20 protein-coding genes are annotated in these 18,505 nt (G+C 41.3%); 8 read left to right on the forward strand and 12 right to left on the reverse strand.

The features are described 5' to 3' along the window. Nucleotides 1-624 precede the first annotated feature (624 nt). From AC4E92_RS08955 to AC4E92_RS08980, 6 genes are all read left to right on the forward strand, one after another. The gene (locus tag AC4E92_RS08955) at nt 625-1,797 is read left to right on the forward strand and encodes an ABC transporter substrate-binding protein (protein WP_490240250.1); all 1,173 of its coding nucleotides are present in this window, start codon (nt 625-627) and stop codon (nt 1,795-1,797) included. A 9-nt stretch (nt 1,798-1,806) separates the two neighbouring features. Beyond that, nucleotides 1,807-2,685, forward strand: a complete 879-nt coding sequence (locus tag AC4E92_RS08960; protein WP_490240251.1) for a carbohydrate ABC transporter permease — start codon at nt 1,807-1,809, stop codon at nt 2,683-2,685. Then, nucleotides 2,682-3,500: a carbohydrate ABC transporter permease gene (locus AC4E92_RS08965; protein ID WP_490240252.1), complete on the forward strand. Its 819-nt coding sequence runs from the start codon at nt 2,682-2,684 to the stop codon at nt 3,498-3,500. The genes AC4E92_RS08960 and AC4E92_RS08965 overlap by 4 nt, the downstream gene beginning before the upstream one ends. A gap of 18 nt (nt 3,501-3,518) precedes the next feature. Further along, nucleotides 3,519-4,754: a glycosyltransferase gene (locus AC4E92_RS08970; RefSeq protein ID WP_490240253.1), complete on the forward strand. Its 1,236-nt coding sequence runs from the start codon at nt 3,519-3,521 to the stop codon at nt 4,752-4,754. A gap of 65 nt (nt 4,755-4,819) precedes the next feature. Next, nucleotides 4,820-5,944 carry an ROK family transcriptional regulator gene (locus tag AC4E92_RS08975; protein ID WP_490240254.1) on the forward strand — a complete coding sequence of 375 codons (1,125 nt, stop codon included), beginning with the start codon at nt 4,820-4,822 and terminating at the stop codon, nt 5,942-5,944. Continuing rightward, a complete protein-coding gene (locus tag AC4E92_RS08980) occupies nt 5,941-7,032 on the forward strand; it encodes a glycosyltransferase (RefSeq protein ID WP_490240255.1) in 1,092 nt (363 codons plus the stop codon). Before AC4E92_RS08975 ends, AC4E92_RS08980 begins: the two co-directional genes overlap by 4 nt. A gap of 1 nt (nt 7,033) precedes the next feature. On the opposite strand, the gene fliE is transcribed toward AC4E92_RS08980, so the two are convergent. From fliE to AC4E92_RS09040, 12 genes are read right to left on the reverse strand one after another with little or no spacing between them, the layout of a single operon-like run. Beyond that, complete coding sequence (gene fliE, locus AC4E92_RS08985; RefSeq protein ID WP_490240256.1) at nt 7,034-7,324, reverse strand: flagellar hook-basal body complex protein FliE; 291 nt, start codon at nt 7,322-7,324, stop codon at nt 7,034-7,036. Nucleotides 7,325-7,328: 4 nt separating this feature from the next. Next, complete coding sequence (gene flgC, locus AC4E92_RS08990; protein WP_490240257.1) at nt 7,329-7,742, reverse strand: flagellar basal body rod protein FlgC; 414 nt, start codon at nt 7,740-7,742, stop codon at nt 7,329-7,331. Nucleotides 7,743-7,746: 4 nt separating this feature from the next. Beyond that, nucleotides 7,747-8,124 carry a flagellar basal body rod protein FlgB gene (gene flgB, locus AC4E92_RS08995; RefSeq protein WP_490240258.1) on the reverse strand — a complete coding sequence of 126 codons (378 nt, stop codon included), beginning with the start codon at nt 8,122-8,124 and terminating at the stop codon, nt 7,747-7,749. A 46-nt stretch (nt 8,125-8,170) separates the two neighbouring features. Further along, entirely contained in the window at nt 8,171-8,731 is a 561-nt protein-coding gene (locus AC4E92_RS09000; protein ID WP_490240259.1) for a cupin domain-containing protein, read from the reverse strand. Further along, nucleotides 8,728-9,651, reverse strand: coding sequence for a DUF1177 domain-containing protein (locus AC4E92_RS09005; RefSeq protein ID WP_490240260.1), 924 nt, complete (start codon nt 9,649-9,651; stop codon nt 8,728-8,730). Before AC4E92_RS09005 ends, AC4E92_RS09000 begins: the two co-directional genes overlap by 4 nt. A 3-nt stretch (nt 9,652-9,654) precedes the next feature. Beyond that, the gene (locus AC4E92_RS09010; RefSeq protein WP_490240261.1) at nt 9,655-10,590 is read right to left on the reverse strand and encodes an ABC transporter ATP-binding protein; all 936 of its coding nucleotides are present in this window, start codon (nt 10,588-10,590) and stop codon (nt 9,655-9,657) included. A 3-nt stretch (nt 10,591-10,593) separates the two neighbouring features. Then, nucleotides 10,594-11,553, reverse strand: a complete 960-nt coding sequence (locus AC4E92_RS09015) for an ABC transporter ATP-binding protein (RefSeq protein WP_490240262.1) — start codon at nt 11,551-11,553, stop codon at nt 10,594-10,596. Further along, nucleotides 11,550-12,716 (reverse strand): M20 family metallopeptidase, encoded by a 1,167-nt coding sequence (locus AC4E92_RS09020; protein WP_490240263.1) that lies wholly within the window; start codon nt 12,714-12,716, stop codon nt 11,550-11,552. The genes AC4E92_RS09015 and AC4E92_RS09020 overlap by 4 nt, the downstream gene beginning before the upstream one ends. 7 nt (nt 12,717-12,723) lie before the next feature. Next, nucleotides 12,724-13,539 carry an ABC transporter permease gene (locus AC4E92_RS09025; protein WP_490240264.1) on the reverse strand — a complete coding sequence of 272 codons (816 nt, stop codon included), beginning with the start codon at nt 13,537-13,539 and terminating at the stop codon, nt 12,724-12,726. A 7-nt stretch (nt 13,540-13,546) separates the two neighbouring features. Beyond that, nucleotides 13,547-14,503, reverse strand: a complete 957-nt coding sequence (locus tag AC4E92_RS09030; protein ID WP_490240265.1) for an ABC transporter permease — start codon at nt 14,501-14,503, stop codon at nt 13,547-13,549. A gap of 40 nt (nt 14,504-14,543) precedes the next feature. Further along, nucleotides 14,544-16,082, reverse strand: coding sequence for an ABC transporter substrate-binding protein (locus AC4E92_RS09035; protein WP_490240266.1), 1,539 nt, complete (start codon nt 16,080-16,082; stop codon nt 14,544-14,546). Nucleotides 16,083-16,096: 14 nt separating this feature from the next. Next, the gene (locus AC4E92_RS09040) at nt 16,097-16,696 is read right to left on the reverse strand and encodes an AroM family protein (RefSeq protein WP_490240267.1); all 600 of its coding nucleotides are present in this window, start codon (nt 16,694-16,696) and stop codon (nt 16,097-16,099) included. 223 nt (nt 16,697-16,919) lie between these two features. Between AC4E92_RS09040 and AC4E92_RS09045 the strand changes: the two genes are divergently transcribed. Both AC4E92_RS09045 and AC4E92_RS09050 read left to right on the forward strand, forming a co-directional pair. Further along, nucleotides 16,920-17,855: an inorganic phosphate transporter gene (locus AC4E92_RS09045; RefSeq protein ID WP_490240268.1), complete on the forward strand. Its 936-nt coding sequence runs from the start codon at nt 16,920-16,922 to the stop codon at nt 17,853-17,855. Nucleotide 17,856: 1 nt separating this feature from the next. Then, nucleotides 17,857-18,504: a TIGR00153 family protein gene (locus AC4E92_RS09050; RefSeq protein ID WP_490240269.1), complete on the forward strand. Its 648-nt coding sequence runs from the start codon at nt 17,857-17,859 to the stop codon at nt 18,502-18,504. Nucleotide 18,505 lies beyond the last annotated feature (1 nt).

Raw genomic sequence — 18,505 nt, forward strand, 5'->3', positions numbered from 1 at the left:
TTTCCATCTCTTTCAGAGAGTATCTTCATTCGGACGGTACCTTTCTGGGAGTAGCATAGATAGATGGTTATTTGTGTCTAAAATTCGACTCCTAGTGTTAAGTAAGTTATTTGCTGGCTAATTTTTAGTCGATTTTTGTGGTTTTGTTGTTTTGTGATGCTGATTCGTAACCTGTTGGGTGAAAGTGCATTTTTGAAATGTGGGTATTTTTCAAAATGGCTTTTCACAAAGTATTTTGAAAGTATACATGAACTAATCTTGTGTACATCGCACTGAGATAAGTATTTAATATTGACTTTTCAAAGACCGTTTGTGATGTAGGTGGTATTTAATAATATTCACGGCTATATTTTTTGACCATTTCTTTGTGAATCTGCTTTTTATCAGCTACTACAGCTGGTTTTTTGAATTACATATATATTGTACCATAAATTTTTTTACAGCGTGTCTTTTTTGTCTGGTTTCTTTTTTAGTTTATCACAAATCATTAGAAGGATGTCTTTTGAGCACGATCTAAATTTAAAGAGTATGACTTGACAGGTTTCATATCTTGCGGTATTATTTCTATAGAATTAATTCATGTTACAACAAAAATCAGATTACACCACAAGGGGAGGGAGTAGTATGTCAAGGTGGATTGTTGTTTGTTTAACGCTACTGGCGACTGTTCTGAGTGCCGTAACACTCACCGTCATTGGTCCATGGTCCGGAGCCGAAATGCAGGGGTTCATGCCTGTTCTTCAGGAGTTCGAAAAGCAGACAGGGATAAAGATCGAGTACAAGATTTACAGGGCAGAGGATCTTGCAAATTTGTTACCCGCGCAGTTTGCGGCTAAAAGAACACCGGGTGATGTCATTTTCATGTGGGCAAGTTTCATAAGAGAATACGGACAAAAAGGGCACATCATGCCTCTTACCAATGTTATAGACGAATCCAAGTACCTGCCCGGATCACTCGATGCTGTGAAAGTCGGTAAGGAGCTGTACGGTGCTGCCTACACTGGAAAGGTCAAACCAGGTTTCTGGTACAGAAAATCGTTCTTTGAAAAGTATGGATTGCAACCACCTAAAACCTGGGAAGAATTTGTCGCACTGCTTGAAAAAATCAAAAAAATACCATCAATAAAAGCACCAATAGCAAGCGGTGATGGCGTCGGCTGGCCTCTTTCAGATGTGACAGAACACTTCTTGATAACCTTTGGAGGTCCAGAGCTACAGCTTGATCTGATTGAAGGCAATGTCAGATGGAACAGCTACATTGTCAAAAATGCGTTTGAAAAGTTGACTTTTCTGCTTGAAAAAAAGTATTTTGGTGAACCAACAGAGTGGACTCTTGTTCTCAAACAGTGGTGGAATGGAGATTATGGACTTTATTTCATGGGTAGCTGGATAACCGGTATGGTTGATGATCCAAACGATCTCGGTGTTTTCTCACTGCCCGGTGCAAGGGGTGTTGTCTTTGGTGCTGATTATGTGTTTGTACCGAAGTACACCCAGTATCCTGAAGAGGCAAAGAAACTCATCGCATGGCTCACTGGTCCGCAGGGACAGGCTGTTCAGGTAAAGCAGGGTGGTCATATAGCAACGGCAGTTGGAATTGATCTTTCAAACTATCCGCCTGTTGATAGAGAAGTTGCCAAGATAATAGAGGGCGTGGTGGCTCTACCAGACCTGGATGATTCCATAGGAGGCGAGTTCCAACCTGCGTTCTGGGATCAGTTGAAACTGCTCTGGGTACAGCCGCAGAGATTGAGCGATGTCATAGAAACACTGCAGCAGAAGGCACCAAAGAAGTGACAAAAAGTTATGAAAAGCAGAAAGCATTACGTTTTGTTTTTCATTCTACCTGCTGTAGTTTTGTTGTTGATTTTTGTTGTCTATCCAGTTGTAAAAACTGTTCTGTTGAGTTTTCTTGATTCAAATGGAAAATTCGTTGGGTTCAAAAATTACGTGAATGTTCTCAAGAGCAAGGAAATATTCGATATCAGGGGCTTTTCCAGGGGATTTCCCCTGGGAGCCCTTATTCATAATTTACTCTGGATAGCGATTCACCTGCCTTTAACAGTTATTCTTGGATTATTCCTTTCTGTGTTTTTGAAAAATGTTCGTGGTGGTTCGATAATAAAATCCATCATTTTTCTTGGCATGGTTATGCCTATGATCGTTGGTGGAGTGATGATAAGTTTCATTTTTGACAGAAATCTCGGTGTTGTGAATGGACTTCTGAGTCTTTTTGGTGTTCAGCCAAGGACATGGACTGCTCATCCAGATAGTGCTTTACTGTCTTTGATCTTCGGTTCTGTCTGGCTCTGGACGGGTTTTTCGGTGATACTGTATTCCGCCGGTTTGGAAACTATACCAAAGGATTACTACGAAGCCGCACAGCTTGATGGTGCAGGACCATGGAAGATCTTCACGAAGGTGACTGTGCCACTTCTCAGACCGGTGACAGTAGTTGTTGTGACCATGACCCTGCTGTGGGAATTGAAGGTTTTTGATATTGTCTATATTGCAACGATGGGTGGTCCGGGTGGGGCTTCAAATGTCCTTGCTTTGCAGATGTACACCTATGCATTCAGAGCTCTTGATTTCAACCGTTCGGCTGTTGTGGCTGTTATTTTGACCTTATCGACCATGAGTGTTGGACTTTCACTTCTTAGATCTGTGAAGGATGATCAGGTATGAAAAAGTTTTTCTATACACTCTTTGGATGGCTTATTGCTTTTATATGGATAATCCCATTTTTCGGAGTTTTTATGACTGCGATAAGACCACTCGATGAACTTTTGAACGGGTGGTGGAAATTTGATTCATTCACACCGAGCTTTATGAATTTTGTGAATGCCCTGAATCACCCTACAGCGGCTTTGTCAAAAGGAATTGTGAACTCACTCATAGTAGCAGTTCCTGCAACGATTCTTCCACTCATACTCGGTACGATGGCTGGATACGGTTTTTCAAGGTACAGGTTCAGTTTGAAGATACCGCTGTTTACACTTGTGGTTATCACTTTGGCTCTCCCACAGCAAACAATTGCCGTGCCAATTTTTCAACTTTTGAATGCCATGAACTTAATAGACAGTTATCTTGGGCTGATCATAGTCCATACGGCATGGGGTATCCCGTGGATCACTTTCTTTATGAGGAATTTTTTTGTGACCATACCAAGAGCGATGGAGGAAGCCGCAAGGATAGACGGTGCGAATGATATAACGACCTTTTTCAAAATTGTTTTGCCAATGGCTTTACCAGCTATAGGATCTGCCTTTGCTCTGCAATTCACCTGGGTCTGGAGCGATTTTTTCCTGGCATTGATAATCATATACTCTCCAGATAAACTCCTTGCAACGCAGAGAATACCACTGATGAGAGGTGTTTACCATGTCGACTGGGGGCTTTTGTCTTCGGCGGCAATAATAGTTATGATCGTTCCAATACTTGTATACCTGCTGTTGCAGAGATACTACATAAAGGGTATGATTGGCTGGTCTTTAAAGTAAAAGGAGGAATAATTTGGTATGAGAGTTGAACTGAAAGACAGGTCTATCGAAGAATACAGAAACATAATTAACGGAGAAATCGAAAAAATAAAAAAGCTGGCAGAACCACTTAAAGGAAAAAAAGTGGTACATGTGAATGCAACAGCTTTTGGTGGAGGAGTTGCGGAGATCTTGCAGAATCTGGTACCGTTGATGAGATCTGTTGGAATTGACGCCGAGTGGCATGCAATAGAAGCGCCCAATGAGTTTTTCAATGTCACCAAAAAATTCCACAACACACTTCAGGGAGCAAAAATCGAGATCTCCGAGCAGGAATGGCAGCTGTACGAAGAAATTTGTCGCAAGAATGCACAGATAATAAGCGAAGATGCAGACATAATAGTGATTCACGATCCACAACCAGCCGCGATAAGGTTGTTTGCAAAGACGAAACCTTCTGCAAAATGGCTCTGGAGATGCCATATAGATCTTTCAACACCAAACAAAGCGGTGTGGGAGAGATTCACAAAATATCTGAAAGATTACGACAGAATGATCTTTCACCTTCAAGAATATTTTCCACAGGATTTTACCGATAAGTGCACTGCCTTTCCACCGAGCATAGATCCTTTGAGTGAAAAAAATATTCAGTTGGATAATGATTTCGTACAAAAGACACTAAGCAGATTGAATATAGACCCAAAAAGACCTTTGATAACCGTCGTTGCGAGATTTGATCCGTGGAAAGATCTTTTTTCGGCGATAGATGTGTACAGAATGGTTAAGAAAGTAGAGCCATCTGTCCAGCTGGCGATTGTTTCAGCAATGGCTTCTGATGATCCTGAAGGCTGGATTTTCTTTGAAAAGGTTGCAAGGTATGCAGGAACAGATCAGGACATAATCTTTTGCACCAATCTGAACGGCGTGGGCAACAGGGAAGTCAATGCGATTCAGAGGGCATCAACTGTGGCACTTCACACTGCAACAAGAGAAGGTTTTGGACTGGTCATCAGCGAAGCTCTTTACAAGAATGTACCTGTTGTTGCAAGACCTGCCGGCGGTGTAAAGATACAGATAAAACACGGGGAGTCCGGGTATCTTGCACATGATAAGGAAGAACTTGCAGAGTATATAATCAGATTGATAAAAGACGAAGAGCTTCGAAAAAAGATGGGGCAAGCCGGGAAAAAGATCGTGATAGAGAATTTCATAATAACGGTCAATCTCAAAAATTATTTGAAAGTATTTCTGGGGTCAACTACCAGCGGCTTGTAAAAGCGGGGACTTGAAAAAGCCATAGTTGACAGCTTCAGGCGCCAGTGAAAAATGAGGTGAAGTAATTGCCAGCGCCTGTTTTGAGAAAGAAAAACAAGGTGAGTGTTGTAAAGAACATTTTTGATCACAAAAGAATGTCGCGTGTGGAGATATCCCGCGCGACAAATCTTTCTTTGAGTACTCTTAGCTATATAATCAGGGAACTTGAAGAAGAAGGCTTACTGCAATCTGATCAGATAACCCACAGCAGAGGAAGACCATCCCAGGCTGTGAGAATAAACCCACATGCCTGGTCTGTGATAGGTGTCAAAATCGGTAGAGAAGAGGTACGGGGTACGCTGTTTGATGCGACCATGAAACCACTTAAGACCCACGGTCTAAGAGTCCTTTCGCACTTGAGGAACAACGACGGCTACACAAAGGCTTTTGAAGATGTACTTGAACATCTTCGTTGCGATAACCTTCTTGGTGTTGGAGTTTGCTCTTCTGGTATAGTCGAAAATGGCAAAATTGTGATTTCCCATTTGATGAATGTAAGTGATCTTGATCTGGGAAAACTTCTGCTTAAGGACTTTCAAATTAAAAGATTTATTTTGATGAACGACACAGATGCTCTGTGTTATGCTCTGTCAAAAACAGAAAAATCTGATTTTCTCGTGCTCACATACGGTACAGGTATAGGAGCAAGTCTGTGGACAAAGGGTCAAGCTCAACATTTTGAAATCGGGCACACGATTGTCTCTTCAGACGGAAGATGTTACTGTGGACAAACAGGTTGTCTTGAATACCATGCGTCCGAGTACGCAGTGCTTAAAGTTTATAAAAACCAGAAGATAGATTTCCAAGATTTTGCAAGAAATGAAGAAGAAAAATACAGAGAAAGCATAGAGCAGATCAGAAATTTAGCTGCCAGAGATTTTAAATCAGTAGAGAGTTACTACACAAAGGCTTTTCAGATGCTCGGAACAGTCATTGGTAATCTTTTGATGATTCTAAAACCTTCCAAAGTCTTCCTGCTCGGAGAAGGTATGGTCAGCAAACAGATGGCAGAGTTGTTGAAAGAGTACATTGTAAGCAGATTCAACCGTGAATTCATAAACAACATAACCTTCTCTATTGCCCAAGCCGATTGGGAACAGGGCGTAGCCACAGCAACAGTTCATAAATTCCTGCACGAGATTGTTAAGTGAACTCTCACCTTTTTGTGTTAACGCCATTGACAAATTCTGATATGTTTGAACAGTATGTTCTTCAGATCCAGGAAGAGCTCGAAACAGAAGTTCCACCTGTGGACCTTTTGATAGTCAACAACATACTCTCTCTTGGCTTCAACCTGGCTGCTGCCGTTGCAATAACAGAATATGCGAAAAAGAAAAAGATAAAAATCGTTGGACATCACCATGATTTTTACTGGGAAAGAGAAAGATACTCTTCACCAAAGAGCCATTTTGTACAGGAGATCTTAAAAGATTATTTTCCTCCAGATGGGATACTTCATATCACGATCAACAGTCTTGCACAGAAAGAATTATTCAAACGTAAAAAGATTGATTCCATAGTTGTACCCAATGTCTTTGATTTCGATCAACCAGAATGGCTGATCGACGATTACAATAAAGGTCTCAAAGAGGAGCTCGGTATAAGCGAAAAAGATCTTGTGATACTTCACGCCACAAGAATTGTACAAAGAAAAGCCATAGAGATAGCGATGGATTTTGTTGAACAGTTTTGCAAAACCGCACCAGGTAAGGTCCATTTTGTTGTTGCTGGATTCTTTGAAGATGAATCCAAGGATTATTATGAAAGGCTCATCAGTAAAGCTAAAAAAATGTCCTATCAAACTCACTTTGCATTTGGGAAAGTCAAATCTGTCAGGTTTGTCAATTTTGAGAAATATTACTCACTCTGGGATATGTACGCAATTTCAGATGCTGTAACTTATACCTCAATAATCGAAGGCTGGGGTAATCAACTGATAGAAGCAGTTTTTTCCAAAAAACCACTCGTTGTCTTTGAGTATCCGGTTTACAAAGCTGATATCGCACCTCTTGGGTTTGACTTCATATCCTTGGGTGACAGAGTCTTTTACGATCAGAGCGAAGGATTGTACAAAGTTGACGTTGACGTGCTCGAAAAAGCAGCAAAAAAACTGAGTGAATTGTTGTTCGATAAAAAAGCTTTATCGGAGAATGTCCAGAAGAATTTTGAAATAGGAAAAAGACATCTTTCATTGCAGAGCCTGCAACAGCATTTGCAGAAGATTTTGAGCTGTATTTGAATCAAATCTGCATTCTCATGATTTCCTGGTAAGCCTGTACGATTCTGTTCCTAACTTCCGTTGTCAATCTCAATGCTATCGTAGCTTTTTCAGCTTCGATGATTACTTCATGTATATTACTTATCTTTCCAAGGGCAAAATCTGCAGACATCTGTTCTGCATTTTTCTGTATCTGGTTGACCTTCTCTATGGCATTTTTGAGTATATCCGCAAAATCTGCTTCGCTTTTTTTCTGAAAAGTCTGACCTGCCTGAGCTGGATTTTGCCCTATGTTTGGTATCTTATCGATCATTCAATCATCCCCTTCCTATTTGAAGAGCGCTGTTCATCATGGCTTTTGTCACATTGAAGGCTGCAACATTCGCATCGTATGACCTCTGTGCACTTATCAAGTCTACCATTTCTCTTAGAACATTGACATTTGGAAGACTTACATAGCCATTTTCATCGGCATCTGGATGTGTTGGATCGTAAATCAATCTGAAAGGCGATGGGTCTTCTTCAATTCTCGATACTCTGACACCACTGCTTTTGACATTCCCATCTTTCATCAGATATTCTGAGAAAATGGGGACACGCCTTCTGTATGGCGTACCATTTTGAGTTCTCGTTGTTTCAGAGTTGGCTATATTGCTTGAAATTACGTCGATTCTCAACCTCTGGGCAGTCATCCCAGAAGCACTGACATTCATTATCAAAAACTCGTTCATTTTATCATGCACTCCTCAAAACTATATTGTAATATTCTATGTTCTTGGACATCAACCTTGAAAGAACTTCATATCTCAAACCATTTGCAGTCATCTGAGCGATTTCAAAATCTATATCTACACCGTTTTCATCATTCTTATAAAAGAAATTCTTTTCTTGCTCTACTTTCGGTTGCGGCAGTTTTTCTGTGCTTTGAATGTGCTTTTTATCTGTAGTGGCTAATTGTAATCTCAAAGACTCTTTGAGAAGTTCTTCAAAAACCACGTATTTTCTTTTATACCCCGGTGTCTCGGCATTGGCAATATTCTGAGCATGGACATTTTGCCTGAGCATTGCAACATCCATCCCTGTTTTTATTATCTGAAAATTGGCATTGAACAACCTTTTCACTCCCTGGGTATCTTTTCTACAAACGATATGTTTTTTCCTAAAAACTGGGTGGACTTACAACCCATACTCCCACAGCAGTTACATTACCGACATTCCTCCATTTGTGCGGTATCGTGGATGGATAAGTTATACTATCACCTTCGTTAAGCACAATTGATTTGTCACCAACTGATATTTTGACTGATCCTTGAATGATCAACCCCGATTCGATGCCTTCATGCGAATAGAAATTTTCCCCACTATCATAACCGGGTTCAAGGTAGGAAATGAACATCGAGTAAGCCCTGTTTTTCGCAGAAATGAGTTCGTAAGTGAGACCCTTTGACACGAAAACCTTTCGCCTTTCTTCTTTTCGAACAATTCCCTTGAGAGCCTGTTCACCGACATCCTGCTCAACAAGAGAAATGATAGTTTCTCCAAGTGCTGCAAGGATTCTTTTGAGAGTACTCAAAGAAGGTGAAACTCTGCCATGTTCAATCTGGCTTATCAATCCAGGAGTAACGTCTGCCAGTTTGGCAAGTTCCCTGACAGTCATTTGTTTGGATTGTCTCAACGTTCTTATCTTCCCACCTATGTTGTCAAGTTCATTACCGCTCATCCGTCACACCCCTTTCCTGATACAAGAAAAGTCAAGTCCCCATAAAGATTTTGTAGTTTTTCAAACTCTTCTTTATCGTAGAAATTTATTTGCCCTCTACCGAAATATTTTGCCACTTCGACGCAAAAACGAGAAGCAAGTTCTATATCTATTTCATGTGAAGCTCCCGTTGCACAACCTGCAACCGGTACCTCAGTTGTGATAGCAACACCCACAACAGGTACATCAACAACAGTACAGGGTTGCATTATGCTATTTAAATGATACACTCCATTGCCATAAGGTGTGATATCTTGAATTGTTATTGGCAAAACAAATGGCACTGTTCCACAAACTCTTTCGTATATATCCAGCAAATCATCTGCTACTTTTAGTATATAACCTTTGAACACAGTTGGTGAAATTGCAAATCCCTTTTTCTTTGCAATGCGGTTTCCCTTGGTTGTATCTACTGAAAGAATGGCATCAACATTTCTCTTTAACATTGACCTTAAAGCCTCTCTTACACCGATGGGTGAGTCCATGAACGGTACTGGCTTGTGCTCAACTGTCGGCGCATCTGGGCAAATATGTGTCGCTATGTAAACCGTTCCCGCAAGGATATCGCCTTTTTCTCTCATCTGTGCTATTTTCAAGGCAGTTGCAAGTGCCACAACTGCGCCATCTGCATCGCTCACAACTCCAACCATCTGAGGTCTTGCCCCCACACCTCCAAGCTGCCCAATGATTCCAAGGACTGGTGCTTTTTCATTTTCTCCTTCTATTGTTATCCTCACTATGTCTGTTTTTCCTCGTGGGGTTATAATTCTCTCAAATTCTGTTTTAACGCCTCTGTAGCTTTTGAACAATTCACACACGGCTTTACCATCGATCTTCGGGTCATCCAGCAGTTCCATAATGGTAAGAACCTGGGACAACACTTCTCATACCTCCTTTGTGTACAGATGGCATCTGACTTTTCTACCCCTGACTTCAACGAGTTCTGGTTTTTCGAAACACTTTTTGAAAGCCATGGGACATCTTGTTCTAAAAACACATCCTTCAGGCGGATTCAATGGGCTTGGTATTTCACCTTTTATGGAAAAATCCACAAAACTTGTACCAATTTTTGGTACAGATTCCATGAGTCCTTTTGTATAAGGATGCAATGGCTCTTGCATAATGTATTCCGTTTTGCCTATTTCCATGATCTGGCCCAAATACATAACCATTGTCTGATCTGAAATGTGATTTACAACTTTTAGATCGTGGGTGATGAATATATAGGTCAGTCCGTATTTCTCTTTTATTTCCATAAGCAAATTGAGTATCTGCGCCTGAACCGATACATCCAGAGCAGAGGTTGGCTCATCCAGTATCATCAGTTTTGGTTTGAGAATCAAAGATCTTGCAATTGCAACCCTCTGCTTCTGCCCACCACTCAATTGGTGAGGGTATTTTTTGAGCACATCTTCGGTCAAACCAACAGATATAATCGTGTTTGTAACGAGTTTTCTGCGTTCGCTTTTGTTTGAGATCCTGTATATACGCAATCCTTCTTCAACGATGAATAATACCGTTTTTCTTGGATCCAATGAAGTATCTGGATCTTGAAAAACCATTTGAATATCACGATTTTTTCTGTTTTCAAATGGTCTGCCTTCATAAAAGATCTTCCCCGAAGAAGGTTTGTAAATCCCGCTCAAAATCCGAGCGATCGTTGATTTGCCAGAGCCACTTTCGCCGACTATGCTGAATATCGAACCTTTTTCTACTTCAAAAGAAACTCCCTGCACAGCCCTCAAAAATCTGGTGGGTTTTCCAAAGATGCTGAATTCCACCGGAAAATCTTTATACAGGTTTTCGACTCTCAAGAGCATCTGTTAGCCAACCCCTTTGTAAAACCAGCATTTCACCACTCTGCCATCTACTGAAAAATCTTCTGGTTCTCTTTCAGCACAAATCGGCATCTTTTGTGAGCATCTTGGGTGAAATCTGCATCCAGTTGGCGGATTGACAAGGCTTGGTATACTTCCTTCGATTGATTTGAATCTTGTCTTTCTCTCTTTCATGTCCGGTATGGACGAAATCAAACCAGCGGTGTATGGATGCAAGGGTTTTTCAAAAATCTTCTTTGTGTCGGATATCTCACATACCTTTCCTGCGTACATCACAATAACTCTATCGGCAATTTGAGAGACAACACTCAGATCATGGCTTATGAAGAGAATCGAAGTTTTTGACTCATTTTTCAATTTTTTGAAAAGCTGTATGATCTGAGCCTGTATCGTTACATCAAGGGCAGTAGTTGGTTCATCAGCTATAAGCAGTTTTGGGTTGCACAGCATCGCCATTGCTATCATAGCCCTTTGTCTCATTCCACCACTGTATTCAAAAGGGTATCTTTCGATCATTTCTTCTGGTTGTGGGATGCCAAGTTGCCTCATCACCAGGATAACTCTATCTATTGCCTCTGCGTATGACATACCGTAGTGCTGCTCAAGAACCTCTGAAAGTTGCTTTCCTATCTTTATGCTGGGATTGAGAGAATTCAATGGATTCTGAAAGACCATACTTATTTTTGTGCCGCGAGGGTGAGTGGAAGTTTTTGTAAGGTCCTTGCCTTCGAATATGATTTTTCCTCTGACAATTTCCCCCTGCGGTTTTGGAACAAGTCCCATTATTGCAAGAGCAGTTACACTCTTACCTGAACCGCTCTCTCCTACTATTCCAACACACTCATTTTCAAAAATTTCAAAAGAAACACCATCTGGTGCTCTGAGCTTTACACCAAAAGTTTTGAACTCCACAGCCAAGTCTTCAACAGATAAAAGAAGATTCAAAACTCTCTCCTCCTGTTGATGAAATATTCCTTGACCTGTTCGAGGAGGTTTGAATCTGCAAGATCAAACGCGGTTAACGCAAGGGCTTTGGTAGCCCTTATCATAGCATCATAACCGTACTCTGAGTTAGCTGCCTGAGCAAACTCTTTTGTGTGCGTTGGTATCGCTTTTTCCCCTGTTATGTTGATGTATGCGTGAATTGCCGGAACAACCTGTGTTACTGCGCCCATATCCGTTGAACCTACACCTTGTTCATACGTCCTTGCTGTAACTTTTTCACCGACGAATTTGTAGTTTTCTTCAAGTGCTCTTGCCAGTGGAACGTTTACGTAAACTTCGGGCATCTCTTCTTCCATGATGATTTTGCCGGTGCAACCTGTCATATCACATGCTCCCTGTACCAGTTTTCTCAATTTTTGCTCCAGAAAGTCTACTTCCTCAATTCTTAAGGCTCTCAAACCAATCTCCGCGCAGGTGTACTCAGGAATAGTGTTAAAAGACTGTCCACCGTTGGTGATTATTCCATGAATTCTAACCTTTTCTGGAAGTTGTTGTCTCAAAAGACCTATTGAATTGAATAAAAGCACCATCGCATCAAGTGCATTGATGCCTTTTACTGGATCTGCTGCTGCATGTGCTGACTTCCCAAAGAATTCTATTTTGAAACGTCTTATGGCGTATGCAATATCAAAGCCTGTACTCATCGAAGCCGGATGAATCATCATAGCGACATCGACATCTTCAAAGATGCCAGCCTTTATGAGTTCTTTCTTTCCTGCCCCATGCTCTTCCGCCGGACAGCCGATTACTGTAATTGTAAAAGGTAAATCAATAGCTTTTTTAAGACCAACAGCCGCACCGCAACTCATAGTACCGATCATGTTGTGACCACAGGCATGGCCAATGGTTGGTAGCGCATCGTATTCAGCCAGAAGAGCTATCTTTGGTTTTCCGCGACCCGCTGTTGCGATAAAAGCTGTCTCAAGCCCGCCGACCTTTCTCTGAACCGAAAAGCCATTTTTTTCCAGAAAATCAGCGAGCAGCTTCGAAGATTTGAACTCTTGATAAGAAAGCTCTGAAAACTCAAAAATGCTCTTTGCAATCTTTACCAGTTCGTCCTTTAGAAGTTCGATCTTTTCACAAATTTTTTCTTTCAAACTCATCACCCTTTCATTTTTTGAGTCTTGGATCTAAAAGATCTCGCAAACCATCACCGAGTATGTTAAAACCAAGACATGTAATGAGTATTGCAAGTCCCGGGAATACTGCCATGTGTGGGGCTGTCTGAAGGTAGTTTTTTGCTTCTGAAAGCATACTTCCCCATGACGGTGTTGGCGGCTGGATACCAAGTCCTAAAAAGCTCAAAGTGGCTTCACTTATCACTGCACCGGCAAAATTCAAAGATGAATAAACTATGAGCACGGGTACTATATTTGGAAGGATGTGTTGAAAAATTATCCACAAATGAGAAGCTCCCATTGATCTTGCGGCGAGCACAAATTCTTCATTCTTTATGTTCATCACAGCACTTCTCACCACTCTTGCAAAACTCGGTACCATGACAATTCCAATGGCAAGCATCGCATTGAAGAGCCCTGCACCAAGAACAGCCATCATAGCAATTGCAAGAAGTACATACGGGAAGGACAGTAAAGCATCGGTGAATCTCATGATCAGAGTATCAACAAAGCTTCCAAAATACCCAGAGAGAATCCCAAAGAAAGTCCCAATAAATGCACCTATTCCCACAGCGATTACCCCAACCATCAGCGATACTCTGCTTCCATACACTAACCTGGAGAATATATCCCTTCCATAATCATCTGTTCCCAGAATATGTCCACCTTCACCTGGTTTTGCAAAGATATAGGCAAAATCCATTTCATCAACAGGGTGCGTCGCCAGAACTGGAGCAAAGACCGCCGCAAAGATATTGGTAAAAATTATCATCAGTCCAAAGACAATTTGCTTGTTGAAAAATCTCATATTGTTATCACACACTCCTGTAAGATTGCCTTATCTTTGGATTTATCAAAGCATAGATTATATCCACTATGAGGTTCACAAAAATATACATGATGGCTATGAAAAGAACCTCTCCCTGAACGAGCATATAATCACGCCTGAATATCCCGTCGACCATCAATTTACCAAGTCCTGGTAAGGCAAAAACTGTTTCTGTCAGGACAGCCCCGGCAAGCAAGTTTCCCAGTTGCAAACCCATGACCGTCACAACTGGTATCAATGCATTTTTCAAAGCGTGTCTATAGAGTATCAAGCTTTTCTTAAGACCCTTTGCGTAAGCTGTTCTTATGTAATCCTGGTTTAACACTTCAAGCATACTTGATCTTGTAAAACGAGCAATAGTTCCAGTAGAAAGGATTCCCAGCGCGAAAGACGGTAATATGAAGTGACTTACGACATCCCACAGACCCTTGGCTGGATCACCAATACCAACTGCCGGTAACCAGCCAAGTTGCAGCGAAAAAACAATTATCAGGACCATACCAAACCAGAATATTGGAATAGAAATTCCTACCAAAGAGAGTATAGTTACAAATAAATCCACAAAGGAGTTGTGCTTCACAGCTGCCAGAATACCTGAGGGAATACCTATAACTATGGATATGAATAGCGCGCACAAGCTCAACGTGATAGTTGTTGGCAGTCTTTCAAAGATCAGCGACAGGACATCCTGTTTGTATATGAGTGACCTACCAAGATCTCCTGTGAGAATTTTCTTCAAGTAAATTACAAATTGTATCAGAACCGGTTTATCCAGACCAAGTTGCTGTCTAAAACGTGCAATGTCTTCAGATCGTGCTTGTGGACCAAGTAACACCATAGCTGGATCTCCCGGAATCATTTTCATTATCAGAAAAGCAGTCAATACAACAAAAAACAGCGTTGGAACAACCTGAGTCAGTCTCTTTGCGATGTATTTGCTCATTCAACCACTCCAAAAACCAGGAGCGCATGAGCGCTCCTGGTCATTTTTCGACCCATACATTTGTACCAGGTGCGAATAGACGGATCGTCATATCGGGTGATGGTTTATAACCCTGAACTTTTTTGTTCACGCCATTTACAACCAGCTTGTGCCACATTGGGAAGTAAACCAGATCTTTCATGATCAATTCCTCTGCTTTTCTGTAATATTCAGTCCTTTGAGTCTGGTCAACTGAAGATTCACCGAGTTCGATGTATTTGTCGACCTGCGGGTTGTTATAACCTCCACCATTTCCATAAGTTCCTTTTCTTGAAGAGTGGAACATGTAAAAGATGAAAAATTCCGGGTCGGGATACCATGTCCATCCAATCGTGTAAGCATCTGCATCTCCCTTGGATGTAGTTGCAGTGAAAGCTCCCCACTCAAGAGATTGAACTTCAATTTCAAAGCCAACTTTCTTGAGCATCGATTGAATTATCACAGCAGCTTTTCTTCTGTTTGGATCTTCCGGGGTGAAAATGGTTAATTTAACGGGTTTATTCTCGTATCCTGCTTCTTTGAGAAGTTGTTTTGCCTTTTCCGGATCGTACGAAGTATAGAAGGATTTGACATCTGGATTGTATGCCCAGGATCCCGTTGGAATAGGACCATAAGCTGCTTCAGCAGTCCCGTTTGGAAAGATAACCTTGACAAGTTGTTCCACATCTATTCCACGGAAGAAAGCCTCTCTGATTCTCCTATCGACAGTTGGTCCCTTCATTGAATTCATATAAACAGCATAGACATTACAGCCACCAACCATCTTTACATCACAATTCGGATTTGCCTTGACCTTTGGTATATCCTGGTCAAGAACATCGCTGGTTATATCCACCTGACCACTCAACAGCGCAACTGTCAAGACGGATTTATCCGGTATAAACTTGTAGACTATCTGTTTCAAATAAGGTTTTTCACCCCAGTATTCTTCATTCCTTTGAAAGACCATGTGGCTGTCTTTTACCCATTCGACCATTTTGAATGGACCTGTTCCCACCGGGTGAAGTGTGAACTCGTCCTTCCAGCCTTCACATTCTTCCCTGGGAACAATAGCGGCTCCTATGTCTGTGAGAACTGTTAGAAATGGTGCATAGGGATACTTGAGTATGATCTTCACTGTGTATCTGTCCAGAACTTCTACTCGATCTACCATGTAGAGTCTTACCATTGGTGAAATTGCGATCTCTCTTTCAAAACTGTACTTCACATCTTCAGCAGTCATTTCCCTGCCATCCTGGAATTTTCCTTTCTGAAAATGAACTCCCTTTCTCAGCCTGAAGGTCCATTCTTTCAGATCAGAACTCACTTCCCACGACTCAGCAAGAAGTGGATGGATCTGTTTGACCTCTGCGTCATACGCAACAAGTGTTTCAAACACATTTCTCATGACCTGTGCTGATGCTAAATCCTGATACATGGCGGGATCCATAGTCGTTGGATTTTGATCTGAACCAACGGTGATTGTAGAATCGTAGTTTGGCGTGGCTAACACAGCACTAAATAAAACTGCCACAAGAAACACCACAACCCATCTTCTCATACAAACACCCCCTTTTAGAGTAAGGTTCTTAAATAGTTCCCCAGAATTTTTCTCGCACTCAGAACTAAACCTTTTGTGTATTTCCTAAAAAAATTTTCGTGTTCCAACGTAAATCCTATACAATCTAAGTAAACAAGCTGCTGATCTGTTATATCAAAATCTATGTAACTTTCTGTGTACGGTGAAAAAGCCATACATTTGACATTGTGTGCAATTTTAGCCCATCTTTTCTGAGCGTCTTCACACTGATCTTTCTCTGGTACAACAACAGTTGCACTCTGAAGTTTTGGTAGTGCTTGAAAAAACGAATTAATGACCTTGTAAGGTAGAATCAATCTATCATCATCGAATTTTGCTGTACAAAGAAGAACTGCAGGCTCGTTGAACTTCATACAGGAAAGTTTCTCGCAAACCCATTTGTGCGATATATAAACAATCGTACCATCTTTCTTTTTGCTCACAAGAAGATCTTCTGGACCTGCTGGTGCATAAACAGATGGGTCAACGCCGTCTATCAAACCTATCTGGTGGTATGCGAAATTCTTATCGATTATATTTAGCAACTCCGGGATCACATCATCTCTGGGACTTTCACCAATAGTGATGAACAGCACTCTTCTTTACCCCCACTGTAGTTTAATTAATTATACTAAACATACAGTGCAATGTCAACAGGTTGTCTCAAAGCTCGCCATAGTTGTATAATAGATTTCACTGTGTAATTTCAAGTGACCTGTACACAATAAGCAGGGATAACATTGGCGGTGATGTAGGTTAATTCTACAAGTCACCCGGCAGGTTTAAAACTTGCTAAAGAAGGAGGAAAACTTTGTAAAGATGAATCTATTGTATCTGGTACCTGGTATTGCACTTGGTCTTGTGTTGGGGGCAAATGATGGTGCGAGCATCTTTGGTCCTCTTGTGGCAGTGGGATCAATAAAACGAAGAACGGCTGTTTTGGTCAGCAGTCTTTTTGTGCTTCTTGGTGCTGTCTTTGGCGGTGGCGAAGGTGTAAAAACACTGAGCAGTCTGACCACGCTCGATCAGTACCAGACCTCGGTGGCGATACTGGCTGCGAGTTTAACCGTGGTTCTGATGATATCATTGAAAGCTCCAGGTTCAGTCTCTCAGGCTGTTGTCGGCTCATTGATTGGCATCGGGTTAGTCTGTGGACCTGAAAATATAAGATGGTTTGTCCTGTTGAAAATAGCCCTTGTCTGGTTTTTCACACCACTTTTTGCAAGTTTTCTGGCTTTTGTTCTGTACAAGATTCTGGCATCTGTCTTCAGACGATTGAGAAGCATTCATCTACAGGTCTTATTTCTCAGATACGCGACTTTCATAGCGGTTTGCTACAGTGCTTATTCACTTGGAGCTAACAATGTTGCCAATGTCATCAGTTCGTTTGTTAAAAGAGGCTTAAGCTCATCTCTGGCACAATTTGCTGGCGGAGTCTGCATAGGTCTTGGTATATTAGTTTTTAGCAAAAGGATGACTTTTGTAATTGGAAAAAGTATAATATTGTTGGATCATTTTTCGTCACTTGTTGCGTCTATTTCCATGGCAACAAATGTTTTCATATTCTCGCTGATTGGTGTACCGGTTTCTGCTACGCAGTCCACCATAGGTGCAGTGATAGGTGCGGGCATGAGCAGAGGTGAACGCCTGAGCAGTAGAAAAACCAGGATCCGAATTGTTCTTGGCTTAGTGTTGACACCATGTGTCGCTGGTGCTATTTCCGCTTTACTCTATCTTTTACTGAGAGGAGGTTAATATGGGTTGGATAGTTGGGAAAAAGGAGCAGGAGATTATAAAAAAGGTTTTAGAACATTTAGATGTTATGAGCACAGAACTTATAGAACTCAGAAAACTCATCGAAAGCTACTTGAATCACAAAATCGACGAAATTGAGCAGTTGGCTGAAAAGGTGAGATATTACGAACACCAAGCAGATATTGCCAGGCGAGAAGCCGAAACAATGATGTACAGTGGTGCCTTTTTGCCAAACTTCAGAGGAGATCTGCTCGGTATAATCGAGGCAGCAGATAAGGTGGGAAACAAAGCAGAATATGTGGCTGATATACTTGAGCTTGAACATCCTGTTATTCCTGAATCTTTGAACAACCAACTGTTGAAACTTTTGGATATCTGCATTGAGACATACGAAGCTTTGAAAATTTCCATAAAGGATTTGTTCGAAGATCTTGAAAAAATCGAAGAACATGTCCTGCTGGTTGAACAAAAAGAGCACGAAGCCGACGGTGTTGAGAGATGTTTGATAAAACAGATCTACAGAATGGATATTTCAAATGGGCATAAGATTCAGCTCAAAGAACTTGTGAGAAGTATTGCTGATATTGCAGATCGTGCTGAGGATTGTTCTGATAGAGTAGAGATAGTATCATTAAAAAGGAGGGTGTGAT

This window comes from Pseudothermotoga sp. (assembly GCF_031962025.1).
GTDB lineage: Bacteria > Thermotogota > Thermotogae > Thermotogales > DSM-5069 > Pseudothermotoga_B.